Origin of the sequence: Arthrobacter sp. HY1533, assembly GCF_027568515.1 — a bacterium.
Taxonomy (GTDB): domain Bacteria; phylum Actinomycetota; class Actinomycetes; order Actinomycetales; family Micrococcaceae; genus Specibacter.
This window is the reverse complement of sequence record NZ_JANKZF010000024.1, coordinates 61,075-76,610: the sequence shown is the minus strand read 5'-3', so window position 1 is coordinate 76,610 and position 15,536 is coordinate 61,075. Positions and strand designations below refer to the sequence as shown.

Below are 15,536 nucleotides of genomic sequence, written 5' to 3'. Positions count from 1 at the left end.
CCGGAAGCTAAGACCCACAGCGCCGATGGTACTGCATTCGAGAGGATGTGGGAGAGTAGGACACCGCCGGACAACACCAAAAACAGGTCGAGGCCCCACACCACACGGTGCGGGGCCTCCCTGCATTTAACAAACAAACAGCAGCACTGCCCGCTACCCCAGGAGCGCTTCGAGGGCAGCGGCAACCACCGCCTCACCTTCCCGGTCGACTCTGTGGATTACATATTCACTCATGGGTTCCAGCCCGTCGGCAAAGTCCACCAGCGACAAGCGTGGGTCGTGACTGAATTCGGCCTCGCCCAGCAACCCCGTGCCGAGGCCGGCCAGCACGGCGGCCTCCACCGCCTCACGGCTATGGGCTTCCGTCAATTGCGAGGGAGCCACCCGCCATCGTTCCAGCGCCGCCTGCGTGGCGCTGCGGGTGACCGATCCCTGTTCCCGGATGACGAGCGCCGTATCCTGGAGCTCCCGGATCCGGATGGACTTGCGCCTGGCCAGGCTGGATTCCTGCGGCACCACGGCCACCAGGTCTTGGCTGGTCAACTGGCGTACCGACAAGAAGGGGCCGGCGGCCGGATCCGCCACGATGCCGATGTCCATCGAGCCGTCTGCGACCGCATTGCGGATGGACGCCGAGTTCCCACTGTGCAGGGAGACCTGTATTCCGGGATGGGATTCGCGCAGGCGCCGCAGGGCGGGCACGGCATGGATCGGCGCATCGGCGCCAAAGCGCAAGATTCCCCGGGCGCGCCCGCTGCCGGGGGACAGCAGCCGCTCAGCATCGCGTTCGGCACCGAACAGGCGCAGCGTGGCCTCCAGGAGTGCCGTTCCCTGGCCCGTAAGCTCCATGCCACCGGCAGAGCGGTGCAGCAGCAACGTCCCGTGCTCCAGCTGCAGTTTCCGGACATGTTCGGAGAGAGTTGGTTGGCTGACACCGGCAGCCGCGGCTGCCGCCGTGTAGCTGCCGTGCAGGGCCACGAGGTGGAAGGCGCGCAGGTGGTTCAGGTTCATAGGTGAATTCTATGAGTCGTATAGCTTGGGTCAATAAAACGAAACGAATTCGGCCGATGCTCGGTACTTTTGTACGGTGAAGAACCCATCAAGCGTACTTTCGCCCCACGTCCTGGTTGTCGGCATGGACGGCATCCGCCACGACTCCCTGCTTGCCGCAAACACGCCTGTCATGGACCGCCTCAGCGAGGCTGGCGTCCTGCTCCCCGTCCGCGTCCACGAGAAGAATTTCACCATTTCCGGACCTGTCTGGGCCACCGTGGCCACTGGCGTCTACATGGACCAGCACGGGGTTGAAGGAAACGAGGAACAGCCGCCCGGGTTCGCGGCCTTTGAAGACTTCACCGCACTCTTGCGGGCGCAGCGTCCCGGCCTTGCGACCATGATCGCGGCCAGCTGGTTTCCGCTGGCGGCCAAGACCGAGTGCGGCCCCCTCTTTTCCTCCGGCGGCTGGGTTAACCCCGTGGACCCCGAGGCTGAGAACAGCAGCGAAAGCTGGATTGCGGCGGACGATGAAATCGCCGCCCATGCCGCCGCCCGCCTCGCGGCCGAGGACCTGGCTGCCAGCTTTGTCTACTTTGGTGAGGGTGACGTCCACGCCCACAACCACGGAACCGGCCCGGGATACACGGCATGCATTGAGCGTTGCGATGCCCGCCTGGGCCTGCTGCTGGACGCCATTGACTCCCGCCCCACCCGCGCGCAGGAGGAATGGACGGTCATCGTGGTGACAGACCACGGCCACCTGGACGAGGGCGGCCACGGCGGCGACTCGGACGAGGAGCGCACGGCGTGGATGCTGGCCTCGGGCCCGGGCCTGCCGGACGGCATCAAGGCGCTCGACCATGCCGACATTGCCGTGCAGGTCCTGGCCACCTTTGGTGCCGACCACCACGGCCTGGCCGGCGTTCCCTTCGGGCAGCGCTAAATGGCACCTGCCGTCACGGCGCTGGTCCTGCTGGCGGCCCTGCTGCACAGCAGCTGGAATGCCATGGCGAAATCCATCCCGGACAGGCTGGCCTCCGCCACACTGATCGCCCTGGTCTACCTGGTGTCGGGAATTGCGGGGGTCGCCATTTTTGGCCTGCCCGATCCCGCATCCTGGCCCTTCATTGCCGTCTCTGCTTGCCTGCAGACGGGCTACCTGCTGCTGCTCACGGCATCCTACAAGCACGGCGACTTCAGCCAGGTCTACCCGCTGGCCCGCGGCCTGGCTGTTCTCCTGGTGGCTGTTGTGTCCGTTGCGTTCCTGGGGGAGCACCTGGGTCCGCTGCAGGTCACGGGGGTGGCCGTCGTCGGCGGTTCACTGCTGGCGCTGGCCATGGCCGGAAAAGGGGGCAGCCGTGCCGGGGTTGCCTTCGCGGTGCTGACCGGCGTGTGCATCTCCGCCTACTCGGTGGTTGACGGGATGGGCGTGCGGGAGTCCGGCAGCCCCTTCGCGTACATTGCCTGGCTGTTCCTGCTCCAGGGCATGGTGCTGCCGGCCGTTTGCTGGCTCACCGCGCCCGACCGCACGGCGTTCGTGGCCGCGCTGGGCAGCAACTGGAAGGTCGGAACCGTGGGCGGCCTCTGTTCCATGCTGGCCTACGGGATCGTGGTGTGGGCCCAGAACCTTGCCCCGCTGGCCCTGGTCTCTGCCCTGCGCGAGTCATCGGTGCTGCTCGCGGGCGTCATTGGCTTTGTGGTCTTTGGCGAGAAGTTCTCCAAGGCCCGCATGGCATGGACGACGGCGGCACTCGCCGGCATTCTCGCCCTCCAGCTGGGCTGAACCCGCCAGGGCCCGCCGCGGCCTACCGAAGGATGATGTCGGTTGCCGTGGCGGGCGACTGGCCGGTGGAGACGAAGCCCGAGACGTTGGCCTGCGGGTGCTTGATGATGTCCGTGACCGAGCCCAGGTGGCGGGACAGATCCACCTTGTCCTCGGGTGCGGCCAGCAGCAGCTGGAAGCCGAATTCCTGCAGGGCGTTGATGCCGGCGCCGGCGTACTCCGAGTTGGCCTGGATGAAGGCCTCGTCGATCATGACGGTTCCGTAGGTGCTGTAGCCCTGGACATCGATGCCCAGCTGGTACGCGAGTGCCGCACCCATGATGAATGAGGTGAAGCGCTGGCCCTCGCCGCCGGACAGGGTGCCCGGCTCAAGCCCGAGCTCAATTTCACCGTTGGGCCGGTGCTCGTTGCAGCTGATGGTGACGTGCTGGCGCACGTCCAGGACGGTGTCGGCCCAGTGTGCAAGGGCGGGGTCGGCCAGCGCGTTGACCAGCCGCTCGAGCTGTTGGTAGCTCGCGGCCATGGTTTCCTCGGTGGCCTTGGCATAGGCGTTGCCCAGGGCCTCCTTGAGTTCCTGGCGGAAGGCGCGTGCCTCGTCCGGAATGGTGGTCCGCACCTCCAGGCGCAGCCGGCTGCCCTTTTCAAAGGGCACGTCGGCCAAGATCTGGTTCAGCGGCAGGATGCGCTCCTCAATGGACCGCCGCTCCTCCTCCAGCAGCTGCAGCAGGTCGGAGAAGCGTTCGTAGGAGCGGTTGTTGAAGTACTCCCGGAACTCCTCCTGGCGCTGGGGCAGGCCGTCGGAAATAATCCGCTGGAACAACTCCACATAGTGCTCGGCGGCGTCGGCCCCCGTGCCATGGCTGGCGCTCAGGACGGGGCCGAACTGCCGGGCAAAGGCCTTGAAGATGTCACTGAGCGCGCCCTCGGTGCGGAACTGGCGTTCCTTGATGGTGGCCAGGCGCTCGCCCAGGTCCACGGCCATGCGCCCCAGCAGCACTTCCAGCTCCTCGAGCGAGGCCGGGCCGCCGTCGGCCAGGTACGGGGCAAGGGCCTGCTGCGCCCACTCCTCCGCGCCACCGGCCGGCGTGGCGGCCGCGTCGCCACCACTTGCCGTAGCCAGAACGGCCTGCACGTCGGCAAGGTCCTTCTCCAGGCCAGCTGCGTCGTGGTGCAACACCGCAATGCGTCCCACGGCCGCCTCGAGCTCGGCATTGGCGGCGGCAAGGGCCTCGCGCAGGCTGGCCAATGCGTCGCTGCCGGCAATGGTCTGCTCCAGCGTGGCCAGCAGGGTTTCCAGCACGGAGGCCGGGCCGGAAGAGTCCAACTGTTCAAAGGGCCTCTCGTCGGCGGCAATGCGCTTCACTGCGGCCAGTCGGCGGGCCGACTGTTCCTTGGCCAGGCTGCTTTGAGTGGCAGTGGCCTCCGACTGTGCATGCTGGGCAGCAAGCGCCTGTGCCTGCTCCTGGAGCTCCGCAATCTTGGCCGCGTTGTTGAAGCCCAGCAGGTGGTCGCCGGGGTTGATGGTGCGCGTGTCCCGTTCAAAGACGGCGGCGCTGACCTTGACAGTTCCTGCCAGGGACAGGGCCTTGGGGTGGGCATGCAGCTGCGCGTCACTGTCCACGCAGGTGAACGCGAAGTCGCCCGTGATCTTCTCCCGCAGCCAGTTGCCGGCGTCGGAGTCGTGGAACTCCAGCTTCGTGGCGAGGTGGTTCCGCCCGGACTTGGCCGGCCGGGCGGGCACGCCGAGGTTGATCCAGCGCAGCTTGCCCAGCCCGTCCAGGGCGTCGATGGCCGCTGTGACGGCGGCAATGTCGGCGCCGCGGATGAGCAGCGTGGTGGCCAGGGAGCGGAGCACCTTTTCCGCGGCCGGGCGCCATTTGGCGTGCGCCCCGGCGATGTCCACCAGCTCGCCGGCAAACGGCATGTCCGCCGGTTCCAGGCCCGTGGCCGCGCAAATGGCGCGGCGGGCCGCTGCGCTGCGCGGATCGATGTTGGAGCCGCGGCGCTGGTAGGAATCAATTTCCGTGCGCAGGGCACGTTCCTGGGCCTTGAGGTTCACGCTGGCGGCCACGGCCTGGTGTTCCAGTGTGCGGGCGGATTCGGTGTCCGCGAGCTGCTGCTCGACGCCGGCCGCTGCCGAGGTGCGCGCCTGCGCCAACCCTGCGGGGGACCAGTCCGCCCCCAGGCCCGCTGCGGCGAGGTCGTCCCGCACGGCGGCCTCCGTGCGCTGGCGCTCGGCCAGGTCCCGCTTGGCCGCACGGATGTCCTTTTCGAGGGCCTCGATGGCCTGCCCGCCATGGCTGGCATGCTGGGCGGCCAGTGACGCGACACCCTCGGCAACACTGTCCTTGGCGGCCGCGGCGGCCTGGATCTCCTGGTGCTTGCCGTCCCGTGCCTCGGCCAGGGCCACTGCCCGGGCGGCGAGGAGCTCCGCCTGGAAGTGGCGGCGCAACTGGGGCAGCCGATTGTTTTTTAGCTCAACTGTGCGGTCATGGGATTGGCCCAGCTCCTGCAGCTTTTCGTGCAGTGCGGGCACCGGTTCCAGGGCGTCGCGCTGGCCGCGGGCGTCCTCCAGCTGGCGGTAGATGCCACTGAGGTGGTTGAAGTCCTCAACGGCCGCCGCGGCGGCGGCCAGGGTGGCCGGCTTGTCCAGGACCTCGTAGCGGAAGAAGCGGTTGACGCCCTTGTCCAGGCCCTTGCCGTTCTGCAGGGTGCGCAGCAGGCTGAAGGCCTTGTCGTTGTGGATCCCCAGCTTGCGGCGGAACCGCTCGGCGAAGGTCTTGTGCACGTCGAAGGCCTCGGCCCCGGGAAGTGCAGCATGCAGGGACGACGGCGAGAAGCGGCGGCTTCCGTGGTTTTCCAGTGCCTCGGTGTCCAGGGGCCGGTCGTGGATGACGTAGTGCTTGCCTACCTGGCCCTCGAGCCCGTTGGCCGGCAGGTCAAACAGTGCGGCAATGGTGACGTGCCGGCCCAGGCCGTCCTCGAACACGAGGGCTGTGGCCGACCAGGTGGCGCTGGGACGCTGGTACACCACGCCGTCGCCGGTTTTGATCTTGCGCCCGCGCATGTAGCTGAACGTGGTGCGGCGGTCCTTGCGGTTGGAGGCCTCATGCGCCGACTCGTTCAGGCGAGGTGCCGCGTAGAAGATGTGCTGGATGCCGTCGAACAGCGTGGACTTGCCCACGCCCGGATGGCCCGTGAGCAGCGTGCCGGCACGGTCCACGTACATGCTGTGGCGGCCGTGGAAGGTGCCCCAGTTGATGATCTGGATGCGGCTGAGGCGGAACTGGCCCGGGTTCAGTTCCCCGCCGATGGGCAGGGTGGTTGCAATGCTCATGGCAGGATCTCCTCGGCGGATTCTTCTTGGTCGTCGCCGGCAGGTTCAAGGTCAAGGGCGTCGCCCGTGTCCTTGTCCAGGGCCGCCAGGTAGGCCGGGATCTGGTCGATGGAATCGAAGGGCAGGGCCAGGGCAAGTGCATTGCTGACCCGGTATTCGCCGGCCAGCTCGGTGGGCACGATCAGCTTGAGGTTCAGCAGCCGGGCCAGCGCCGCGTCGGTCTGTTCGTCAAGCCGCTTGTCATCGACGCTGCCGGGCTGGCGGTGTTCGGCCAGGATCTCCCGGGCGCCGGCGCGGGAGATGCCCACGTCCGTGCCCGTCCCCGCATGGCGGTCCAGCAGGACGCGCAGGCGCAATGCCAGCAGCGTCTCCTCGCGGCGCAGCGGCTTGCGGGCCACGATGGGCTGGGTGTGGACGGCGTCAACGCCGGCGGGCGACAGCAGGGCGATCTTGCGATCCGGGTCAACGGTCAGCAGCAGGAAGATCTCACTCAGGTACTGCTGCAGCGACACTGTGTGGTTCAAGATGGTGGTCCACAGTGCGGGTTCCGCCGCACCGTCAATGTAGGGCCCGCGGAGCAGCCGCACCAGGGCCTGGCGCAGCTCCAGCGGGAACGAGCCGGTGTCGCCGTCGAACAGGGCGCGCTCCGGACTGCCGGGCCGGGCCGCGGCGGCCGCTTCAAAGGTGGTGCTCATGGGGCGGAATCCTTTGTGAAGGTAAAGAGGGGGACGCTGGCGGTGCGCGTGCTGCCGTCGATCTGGGTGAATTCCAGCAATTGCGTGGCTTCGGGGTCCACGCCGCCGCCGGAGCCGCGGGCGGCCAGAATGAGGCCGCGGATGGTGTTGATGTGGTGCAGTTCCGCCGGCAGTGATGCGTACACATCGGCGAGTGTCGCCTTGCCGCCGCGGACCGCCCGGGCCCGCCCGACGGCGTCGTGCAGGGCTGGCATGTCCGGCGCCGGCGTCACGGGGGTGCGGTGGATGTCCGCGTCGCTGAGCTCAGGGGGTGCGGCCAACTTGGGCGGCGGAACATGGTCCTCGGGGTTGAAGATGCCCAGCCCGGCCAGCGTTTCAAAGGCCGGGGCGTACAGCAGGGGCGCCACAACGCCTGTGCGTGCACCGAGCGGGGCCCTGGCCACGGCCTGCTCAGCCGCGTGGATTGCCTTGCGCAACAGCACCGATTCCCGGAACTCCGCCGACTGCACATAGGCGTGCAGGCTCTCGGACAGCCGCCCGTAGATGGCATGCACGTCAGCGGCCTGGCGCCGCATCTCGCGCAGCAGCGAGGCCAGGTTGGCCCGTTCCTCGGAGCTGAGCTGGTCCGTGAAATCGCGCTCCAGGACCTCATTGACGGATTGCCGGAAGCGGGCCTGCTGGACGGGGTCGTTGAGGAACTCCGTGAAGCCTTGGAAGGTCTCGCCCTCCACCGTGCCGCGCAGGGCCTTGTCACCGGCCAGCACCTGGCCCACGGCAACACCCTTGGTCACGGAGGATTCCATGATCTCGGTGCGGATCGAGTGGAGCATGGCCTCGACGCCGTCGCGCATGCGCTTGAAGTCCGCCGGCAGGCTCGCTGCCAAATCCAGCACGCTGCGGGTTGCAGCCACGGCTGAATCATCGGAAAGCACTGCGGGGCTGGCGCCGCCCCGCAGTGCCGCGATCTCGTTTTCACGTTCGGCAATTTCTGCCTCGAGGGCGGCAATCCTGGATTCCGGGTTGGGATCGCTCTGCAGTGAAAGCGTCTCGATGCTGTTCAGCAGGGTACTGAGCCGGGAACTGTTCAGGTTGGTGCGTGAACCAGTCAGCGTGTCCATGAACGCCAGCACCCGGGCCGTGTCCGCCGTGGGTTCGTAGTAGAACTTCCCGTCCACCATGGGCCGGGAAAGGAACTGGCTGCGCACCCAGGAATCCGCGTAGTGGGACGCCTGCCAGGCCTCATTGAGGCTCAAGTTTTCCCCGCGCAGTTCCTTCATGAAATCGGCCAGGTTGCCGTGGAACTCCTCGAGTGCCACACGCTGGCGGGTTGCCGTGAACTCGGCCCGCAGGAACGCAGCCGTCCACGGGGCGCCCTGCAGCAGCTTCCAGGCGGGGCTGTGACGCAGCTGCTTTTGCGCGTGCCAGTGCGCAACAGCACTATCTGATGGGCGCATGGCAGGGACTTTCGGCAGGGGTGCGGGGGATCGTTCCATTTTAAGGCATCGTTTCGGCGCAGGTGGCCGGGGAAGCGCAGACTCGCGGGGCGGGGGATCCGGATGTGGCGAGGCTTACCCACAGGGGCGGGTGTGCGGCGCGGTACTTACGGTAGGATAGATAAGTCTGTGCTGGCACCGGACCCACTTCACGGTGGGCGTGTGCCGGACAGGCACCGCAAATGAACCTCCTGTTACGGAAATGCCGTAACCGCCTAGACCAAAGGAGGTGGGTTCACATATGCGTCCTTACGAACTGATGGTAATCATCGACCCCGATGTTGATGAGCGTACCGTTGAGCCGTCGCTGCAGAAGTTCCTGAATGTCATCACCAACGATGGTGGAACCATCGAAAAGGTTGACATCTGGGGCCGTCGCCGCCTGGCTTATGACATCCAGAAGAAGTCCGAAGGTATCTACGCAGTGGTGAACTTCACCGCTACGCCTGCTACCGCCCAGGAACTTGACCGCGTGCTCGGCATCAACGAGACCATCCTGCGCACCAAGATCACCCGTCCGGAAGAGCAGAAGGTTGTTGCCGAGTAATTTCGGCCAACACTTTTTAGTTTTTTCTTTGTAGGAAAACACCAAGCAGGAAGCAGGAGCAGATGGCAGGCGAAACCACTATCACGGTCATTGGTAATCTCACCAGTGACCCCGAACTTCGGTTTACCCCGAGCGGTTCAGCAGTAGCGAACTTCACCATTGCGTCGACTCCGCGGACCTTTGACCGCCAGTCCAACGAGTGGAAGGACGGCGAAACGCTGTTCCTCCGCGCGTCGATCTGGCGCGAAGCGGCCGAAAACGTTGCCGAGTCCCTGACAAAGGGCACCCGCGTGATTGTTTCAGGCCGGCTGAAGTCGCGGACCTACGACACCAAAGAAGGCGAAAAGCGCACCGTCATGGAGCTTGAGGTCGACGAGATCGGCCCCTCGCTGCGTTACGCCAACGCCAAGGTCAACCGCACCCAGCGCTCCGGCGGTCAGGGTGGCGGCAACTTTGGCGCAGGCAACGGCGCCCAGGGCGGAAACTTCGGCGGCGGCAACGCCGGTGGAGGCGGCTTCGGCGGCGGCCAGCAGGGTGGCGGCAACGCTCCCTGGGGCGGCGGCCAGCAGCAGCAATCCGCACCGGCGGCAGATCCCTGGGCAACGCCCGGCGGATCAACCGGCGGCTGGGGCGCGGGCCCGGACAACTCCGAGCCCCCCTTCTAAACAAACACATATTTTAGTGCGGCAACCGCCGTACGCACTCCATCCCGCGGATTAATATCCACGGGCTCCACTAATACTAAGGAGCTCCACGATGGCTAAGGCTGAACTCCGTAAGCCCAAACCAAAGTCCAACCCCTTGAAGGCCGCTGACATCACTGTCATCGACTACAAGGACGTAGCATTGCTGCGCAAGTTCATCTCTGACCGCGGAAAGATCCGTGCGCGCCGCGTCACGGGCGTCAGCGTCCAGGAGCAGCGCAAGATCGCACAGGCAATCAAGAACGCCCGCGAAGTTGCACTGCTGCCCTACTCCGGCGCTGGCCGCGGTTAAGGGAGATAACTAAACATGGCAAAGCTCATTCTGACCCACGAAGTAAGCGGCCTCGGTGCCGCCGGCGACATCGTCGAGGTGAAGAACGGTTACGCACGTAACTTCCTTCTGCCCCGCGGCTTCGCACTGACCTGGACCAAGGGCGGTGAGAAGCAGGTTGAGACCATCAAGGCCGCACGTGCTGCTCACGCACACGCAACCATTGAGGCCGCTCAGGCCCAGGCTGCTGCTCTCCAGGCCCAGGTTGTTGTCCTGAAGGTCAAGGCAGGCGACTCCGGTCGTCTGTTCGGCACCGTCAAGGCCGACGACGTTGCAAAGGCTGTTGCCGCTGCAGGTCTGGGAACCATTGACAAGCGCAAGGTTGAACTGCCTGCTCACATCAAGAGCACCGGCAAGCACACCGCAACCCTTCGTCTCCACGACGATGTTTCGGCTGTCATCACCTTGAACGTTGTAGCAGGCTAACACCCGCTTCACGCTTCAAAAAGGCCCGGTCCCCGTTTGGGGGCCGGGCCTTTTTGGTGTTCTGCGGGTTGCGGAAGCTGCGGCCGGCTAGGGCCGCTGTGACTGCAGAGACTGGATGTCTGCCGTGGTGGAGTGGTGGTACGTCATGGCAATGAGCTCGCGCAGCACGTCCAGGTCCACGTCGTCGAGCTTGCTGATGTAGGCGCAGGCCACGCTGTGCTTGAACTTTCCCAGCCGCTCAAGCAGCGGCGCGGCGTCCGGGGCGTAGTTGAGCCCGTAAACCACAAGACTGGCCTTTCTGGGTGAAAATGCGACGGCGGGGGAGTCGCCTTCCCGCCCGGAGGCGTACTTGTAGTGATACTCGCCAAAGCCGATGATGCTGGGCCCCCACATCCGCGCTTCCTGGCCGGTGATCTCCTGCATCATCTCCAGCAGCACTGTGGCGTCCCGGCGTCGTGCCTCTGTGGTGTCCACCGTGGCAATGAATTCCCGCGGGTCCACTGGCGTGGGTGCTGTCTTGTTGGCCTGGTTGTTGCCCATGGTGTTCTCCTGACGTTGCCAGCAGTCTAGTGCCGTCCGGGAATGCCTGCACGGTTGTCACAGCCGTTCATCTATGGACGTTTAGACATCGGATGTATTAGTGTGATCCAGGTCATCGTGTTATCCATATCATCCGTGCGTCCGGGAGCCAATGTCCACCGGTCTGCCGGCTTCACAGCTGAGGGATCATGGTTCTGCCCAAATTACGTACTGCACTCGCGAAGCCAATGGCCGCAGTGTGCGCCCTGGCCATTGTTGCGGGGGCCGGATTCACCGCTGTTGGCGGTGCCAACGCCGCCGAATCCACAGCCGCATCCGCCACGGCCGCCGGCATCCTGGCCGGCTCACAAATTCCCGAGTCCGACCAGATGCTCTGGTACTCGGCACCGGCCGCCAACTGGGAAACCCAGTCACTGCCCATCGGCGGCGGTCACCAGGGCGCCAACGTCTTTGGTGGCCTTGCCAGCGAACGCCTGAGCCTGAACGTGGACTCACTGTGGTCCGGCGGGCCAGGCTCCAAGGAAGGCTGGACGGGCGGCAACTGGCCCAGCGACGGCTCCAAGAACGGCAAGCTCAAGGAAGTCCGCGACGAGATCACGGCCAATGGCTCCATGAACCCGGGGGCCGTGGCCAGCAAGCTCGGCATCCCCTCCTACAGCCTGCCGGGCGGGGTCATCCCTGGCTTTGGCTCCTACCTGAACTTTGGCCAGTTCTACTTTGACGTCCCCGACGCAAGTGGAACCAGCAACTACCGCCGCGACCTCAACCTGGGCAACGCCGTCGCCGGTGTCAGCTACACCAAGGGCAACGGCGCCAAGGTGCAGCGGTCCTTCTTCTCCTCCTACCCGGACAACGTCCTGGTCTCGCGCTTCGCCGCAGACCGTGCCGGGGAAATCAACTTCACCACCCGCTTCACCTCACCCAACGGTGCCGTGCAGACCGCCGCAGGAAACCGCATCACCGTCAAGGGCGTAGTTGCCGACAACGGCCTGAAGTATGAGATGCAGGCACATGTGGTCACCGACGGCGGCACTGTCACCGTGGAGGGCAACGACCTGAAGGTCACCGGCGCCACGAGCGCCACCATGTTCATGACCATGGGCACGGACTACAAGGACAACTACCCCACGTACCGCGGCGTTGACCCGCACGCGGCCGTGACGGCCGCCGTCGACGGTGCCGTTGCCAAGGGCCACGACGCCGTCAAGGCCGCGCACATCGCGGACTACAAGGGCCTGTACGACAACATGAGCCTGAACCTCAGCGGCCACCTGCCCGCCGGTGTACCCACCAACACGCTGCGCTCTGCGTACAAGGGCAACGGTTCGGAGGCCGACAAGGCGCTGGAGACTCTGTTCTTCAACTACGGCCGCTACATGATGATTGCCAGCTCCCGCCCGGGCTCACTGCCGGCGAACCTGCAGGGCCTGTGGAATGACAGGAACACCCCGCCGTGGCAGGCGGACTACCACACCAACATCAACCTCCAGATGAACTACTGGCTCTCCGAGGTCACCAACCTGTCCGAGACGGCCGAGCCGCTCAACGACTTCATGGAAGCCCTGGTTGAGCCCGGCAAGGTCACGTCCAAGTCCATCTTTGGTGCGGATTCGCCCGGCTGGATCGTCAACCAGAACACCAACATCTTCGGCTTCACCGGGGTGCATGACTGGGCCGAGTCCTTCTGGATGCCCGAGGCCGCAGCCTGGATGATGCAGCCGGTCTATGAGCACTACGCCTTCACGGGCGACAAGACCTACCTGGCGGACAAGGCCTACCCCATGATGAAGGGCGCCGCCGAATTCTGGATCCACAACCTGCAGCCGGACCCGCACGACAACAACCGCCTGGTGGTCACGCCGAGCTACTCCCCGGAGCAGGGACCCTTCACTGCCGGCGCCGCCATGTCCCAGCAAATTGTTGTCAACCTGCTCAAGGACATCCTTGAGGCAGCCCAGGAACTGAACACGGACACCGCCTTCCAGGCTTCACTGGCAAGCACCCTGAACAAGATGGACCCGGGCCTGGCCGTGGGCTCCTGGGGCCAGATCAAGGAGTGGAAGATCGAGAACACCTCGATCGACACCCCCACGAACCAGCACCGCCACGCCTCCAACTTGTTCGCCCTTTTCCCGGGCGATGAAATTGACGTGCGCAACGATCCCGTCCTGGCAGCTGCGGCCCGCAAGTCCCTGGATGCCCGCGGCGACGGCGCGACCGGCTGGTCCAAGGCGTGGAAGATCAGCTTCCTGGCCCGACTGCTCGACGGCGACGGCTCCCAGAAGATGCTCTCGGCGCTGCTGAAGAACAACGTCTACGACAACCTGTGGGATGCGCACCCGCCGTTCCAGATCGACGGCAACTTCGGGGCCACCTCCGGTGTTGCGGAAATGCTGCTGCAGTCCCAATCGAGCGCCATCGACCTGCTCCCGGCGCTTCCCGCCAACTGGGCCACGGGCGCCGTTTCCGGGCTCAAGGCCCGCGGCAATGTTGAGGTTGGCCTTTCCTGGGCCGGCGGCGCCGCCACAGGCGCGGTCCTGCAGCCTGCTTCCTCCGGCCCCCTGTCTGTCCGTTCCGGCATGTTCGACGGCAAGTTCAGCATCAAGAATGAAACCACTGGGGCTGCCGTTGCAACCCCGGCCGTGGTGGACGGGGTTGTCACCTTCAACGCCGTTGGGGGGCAGAAATACCTGATTGCCGCCACCGCAAACACCACGATCGAGGCACCTGCATCGATCGCCGGCGGCTCCGAATTCGACCTCAAGGTCAACGTCAACGCACCCGGTGCTGCCCTCGCGGCAGGTTCCTTGAAGCTGACGGTTCCGGCGGGCTGGACCGTTGCACCGGCGACGGCGGCCACCCCTGCGGTTGCGCAGGGCACCACGGCGCAGGCCACCTTCAAGGTCAAGCCGTCACTGGCCCCGCTGGGCTCAGCCAAGGTGGTGGCCACGCTGAGCAGCGGCGGCAGCACCCTGACGGCCGAGCACAGCATTGTTGTCACCGACCCCACGGTGGTGCCCTGCACGGCCATGGCCGTAACCAGCGTCAGCAGCGAAGAGACTGCCAGTGAAAATGGCCGCGGCACCAACATGACCGACTGTGATGCCAACACCCCGTGGCACACGGCCTGGAGCACAAACTCCACACCGCCGCCGCACTGGGCCATTGTTGACCTGGGCTCAACCATGAAGCTCACGGCGGCCGGCTGCACGCCCCGCCCGCAACTCAACGGCCGGATCACCAAGGCCAGCATGGCCACGAGCATCGACGGCACCACCTGGAGCGCGCCGACCGTTGCGACCTGGGCCAACAACACGGACGCGAAGTGGATCCAGCTCGGGGGCGTCGAAGCCCGCTACGTGAAGTTCACTGGCATCGAGACCCTGGGTGATGGTCCCAATGCCAACAAGTGGGTCACCTGCGGCGAATTCAATGCCCGCAAGGCGGTTGGGGACGGCACGACGCCGACCCCCACGCCGACGCCCACGCCCACTGCCACCGCGACAGCCACCCCCACAGGGCCGGCCGGGGGAACCATTGCCCCAGTGCTGTGCAGCGACATGACTGTGACCGGTTTCAGCAGCCAGGAAACTGCGGCGGAGCAGCGCCCGGCCAGCAACCTGGTGGACTGCAACAAGGAACCGGGCTGGAGCACCGCATGGAGCGCCAGTTCCACGCCGCCCCCGCACTGGGTCACCATCGACCTGGGGAAGAGCCGCAACCTGGTCTCCGCAGGGTGCCAGGGACGCGACTCGGCCAATGGCCGGATCAAGGACGTCACAATGGAGACCAGCCTGGACGGAACCACCTGGGCAGCCGCCGTGCCCGCCACCTGGGCGAACACCACAGCGGTCCAGAGTGTCGCGCTGAATGGCTCACCGGCCCGCTACGTGCGCATGACCGGCGTAACCTCGTACGAGCAAAAGTGGATTGCCTGTGGCGAGTTTGTGGCCAGCGAGCGAATTGCCGATCCCACACCCACTCCCACACCGAGCGCGTCGGCAACCCCGACGCTGGAGCCCACCGTTGAACCCACGGTGGATCCCACCGTGGAACCCAGCGTGGAACCCACTGTTGCACCGACCCTTGAGCCCACGGTTGATCCCACCCTGGAGCCCAGCGCCGGTCCGTCCACAAGTGCCTCCGCGTCGCCTCAGCCCAGCAACAGTGCGGGACCCTCCAACACGGCCACCGCATCCGCGACGAAAACCTCGGGCAGTGCCGCTGTGGTGGCCGCGGCGCGGGGTGGCAAGCTGGTGGTCACCGGCGCAGGCTTCACGCCGAACGAGCAAGTTGTGGCAGTCATCCGCTCGACGCCACTGGCGATGGGCAGCTACACGGCAGATGCCAAGGGCAAGGTCAGCGTCAGCTGGAAGGTCCCCGTGGACTTCGCCCTGGGTGAGCACACCGTCACCCTGACGGGCCAGGCCTCCAAGCATGCCGTGGTGGTTCCCGTTCTCATCACGGCGATGGAATCCGCCGTTGCGGTCCCCGGCGTTGACGGGGTGGACGAACTGCCCAGCACAGGCTCCACCGGAGTCGCCATGGCGGTGGCATTCGGACTGCTGATTCTTGCAGTTGGCGTGCTCCTCGTCGTGAGAAGCCGGAAGAGGTACATGCCCAAGCGCGCATAGGCGCGACCCGGGGCCGTCCCGCCGCCGCCGATATCCACAGTGAGGCATAT

12 protein-coding genes are annotated in these 15,536 nt (G+C 65.8%); 7 read left to right on the top strand and 5 right to left on the bottom strand.

Annotation, left to right across the window (positions count from 1 at the left end; all coding sequences use genetic code 11):
- Window positions 1-153: 153 nt before the first annotated feature.
- Window positions 154-1,011 carry a LysR substrate-binding domain-containing protein gene (locus PCK14_RS16105; protein ID WP_269939529.1) on the bottom strand — a complete coding sequence of 286 codons (858 nt, stop codon included), beginning with the start codon at window positions 1,009-1,011 and terminating at the stop codon, window positions 154-156.
- Between the two features lie 76 nt (window positions 1,012-1,087).
- Between PCK14_RS16105 and PCK14_RS16100 the strand changes: the two genes are divergently transcribed.
- The gene (locus PCK14_RS16100) at window positions 1,088-1,939 is read left to right on the top strand and encodes an alkaline phosphatase family protein (protein WP_269939528.1); all 852 of its coding nucleotides are present in this window, start codon (window positions 1,088-1,090) and stop codon (window positions 1,937-1,939) included.
- Window positions 1,940-2,779, top strand: coding sequence for an EamA family transporter (locus tag PCK14_RS16095; RefSeq protein WP_269939527.1), 840 nt, complete (start codon window positions 1,940-1,942; stop codon window positions 2,777-2,779).
- 22 nt (window positions 2,780-2,801) lie between these two features.
- Here PCK14_RS16095 and PCK14_RS16090 read toward each other — a convergent pair whose 3' ends face one another.
- From PCK14_RS16090 to PCK14_RS16080, 3 genes are read right to left on the bottom strand one after another with little or no spacing between them, the layout of a single operon-like run.
- The gene (locus tag PCK14_RS16090) at window positions 2,802-6,116 is read right to left on the bottom strand and encodes an ATP-binding protein (RefSeq protein ID WP_269939526.1); all 3,315 of its coding nucleotides are present in this window, start codon (window positions 6,114-6,116) and stop codon (window positions 2,802-2,804) included.
- Window positions 6,113-6,811: a DUF4194 domain-containing protein gene (locus tag PCK14_RS16085; protein WP_269939525.1), complete on the bottom strand. Its 699-nt coding sequence runs from the start codon at window positions 6,809-6,811 to the stop codon at window positions 6,113-6,115. The genes PCK14_RS16090 and PCK14_RS16085 overlap by 4 nt, the downstream gene beginning before the upstream one ends.
- Entirely contained in the window at window positions 6,808-8,265 is a 1,458-nt protein-coding gene (locus PCK14_RS16080; protein WP_269939524.1) for a DUF3375 domain-containing protein, read from the bottom strand. Before PCK14_RS16080 ends, PCK14_RS16085 begins: the two co-directional genes overlap by 4 nt.
- Window positions 8,266-8,545: 280 nt before the next feature.
- Here PCK14_RS16080 and rpsF point away from each other — a divergent pair, with 280 nt between their 5' ends.
- The 4 genes from rpsF to rplI all read left to right on the top strand — a co-directional run bounded on the left by rpsF (window position 8,546) and on the right by rplI (window position 10,312).
- Entirely contained in the window at window positions 8,546-8,851 is a 306-nt protein-coding gene (gene rpsF / locus PCK14_RS16075; RefSeq protein ID WP_269939523.1) for a 30S ribosomal protein S6, read from the top strand.
- Window positions 8,852-8,913: 62 nt separating this feature from the next.
- Entirely contained in the window at window positions 8,914-9,516 is a 603-nt protein-coding gene (locus tag PCK14_RS16070) for a single-stranded DNA-binding protein (protein ID WP_269939522.1), read from the top strand.
- A 91-nt stretch (window positions 9,517-9,607) separates the two neighbouring features.
- Window positions 9,608-9,847 carry a 30S ribosomal protein S18 gene (gene rpsR / locus PCK14_RS16065; protein WP_007269381.1) on the top strand — a complete coding sequence of 80 codons (240 nt, stop codon included), beginning with the start codon at window positions 9,608-9,610 and terminating at the stop codon, window positions 9,845-9,847.
- 15 nt (window positions 9,848-9,862) lie between these two features.
- Window positions 9,863-10,312, top strand: coding sequence for a 50S ribosomal protein L9 (gene rplI / locus PCK14_RS16060; RefSeq protein ID WP_269939521.1), 450 nt, complete (start codon window positions 9,863-9,865; stop codon window positions 10,310-10,312).
- Window positions 10,313-10,399: 87 nt separating this feature from the next.
- Here the strand turns inward: rplI and PCK14_RS16055 are convergent, their stop codons facing one another.
- The gene (locus PCK14_RS16055; RefSeq protein ID WP_269939520.1) at window positions 10,400-10,852 is read right to left on the bottom strand and encodes a DUF1801 domain-containing protein; all 453 of its coding nucleotides are present in this window, start codon (window positions 10,850-10,852) and stop codon (window positions 10,400-10,402) included.
- Between the two features lie 227 nt (window positions 10,853-11,079).
- Here PCK14_RS16055 and PCK14_RS16050 point away from each other — a divergent pair, with 227 nt between their 5' ends.
- Entirely contained in the window at window positions 11,080-15,486 is a 4,407-nt protein-coding gene (locus tag PCK14_RS16050; protein WP_269939519.1) for a glycosyl hydrolase family 95 catalytic domain-containing protein, read from the top strand.
- The last annotated feature ends 50 nt before the right edge of the window (window positions 15,487-15,536 follow it).

Coding starts and splice junctions, on each gene's coding strand:
- PCK14_RS16105 (WP_269939529.1), bottom strand. CDS start 1,011: ATGAACCTGAACCACCTGCGCGCCTTCCACCTCGTGGCCCTGCACGGC.
- PCK14_RS16095 (WP_269939527.1), top strand. CDS start 1,940: ATGGCACCTGCCGTCACGGCGCTGGTCCTGCTGGCGGCCCTGCTGCAC.
- PCK14_RS16090 (WP_269939526.1), bottom strand. CDS start 6,116: ATGAGCATTGCAACCACCCTGCCCATCGGCGGGGAACTGAACCCGGGC.
- PCK14_RS16085 (WP_269939525.1), bottom strand. CDS start 6,811: ATGAGCACCACCTTTGAAGCGGCCGCCGCGGCCCGGCCCGGCAGTCCG.
- PCK14_RS16080 (WP_269939524.1), bottom strand. CDS start 8,265: ATGCGCCCATCAGATAGTGCTGTTGCGCACTGGCACGCGCAAAAGCAG.
- rpsF (WP_269939523.1), top strand. CDS start 8,546: ATGCGTCCTTACGAACTGATGGTAATCATCGACCCCGATGTTGATGAG.
- PCK14_RS16070 (WP_269939522.1), top strand. CDS start 8,914: ATGGCAGGCGAAACCACTATCACGGTCATTGGTAATCTCACCAGTGAC.
- rpsR (WP_007269381.1), top strand. CDS start 9,608: ATGGCTAAGGCTGAACTCCGTAAGCCCAAACCAAAGTCCAACCCCTTG.
- rplI (WP_269939521.1), top strand. CDS start 9,863: ATGGCAAAGCTCATTCTGACCCACGAAGTAAGCGGCCTCGGTGCCGCC.
- PCK14_RS16055 (WP_269939520.1), bottom strand. CDS start 10,852: ATGGGCAACAACCAGGCCAACAAGACAGCACCCACGCCAGTGGACCCG.
- PCK14_RS16050 (WP_269939519.1), top strand. CDS start 11,080: ATGGCCGCAGTGTGCGCCCTGGCCATTGTTGCGGGGGCCGGATTCACC.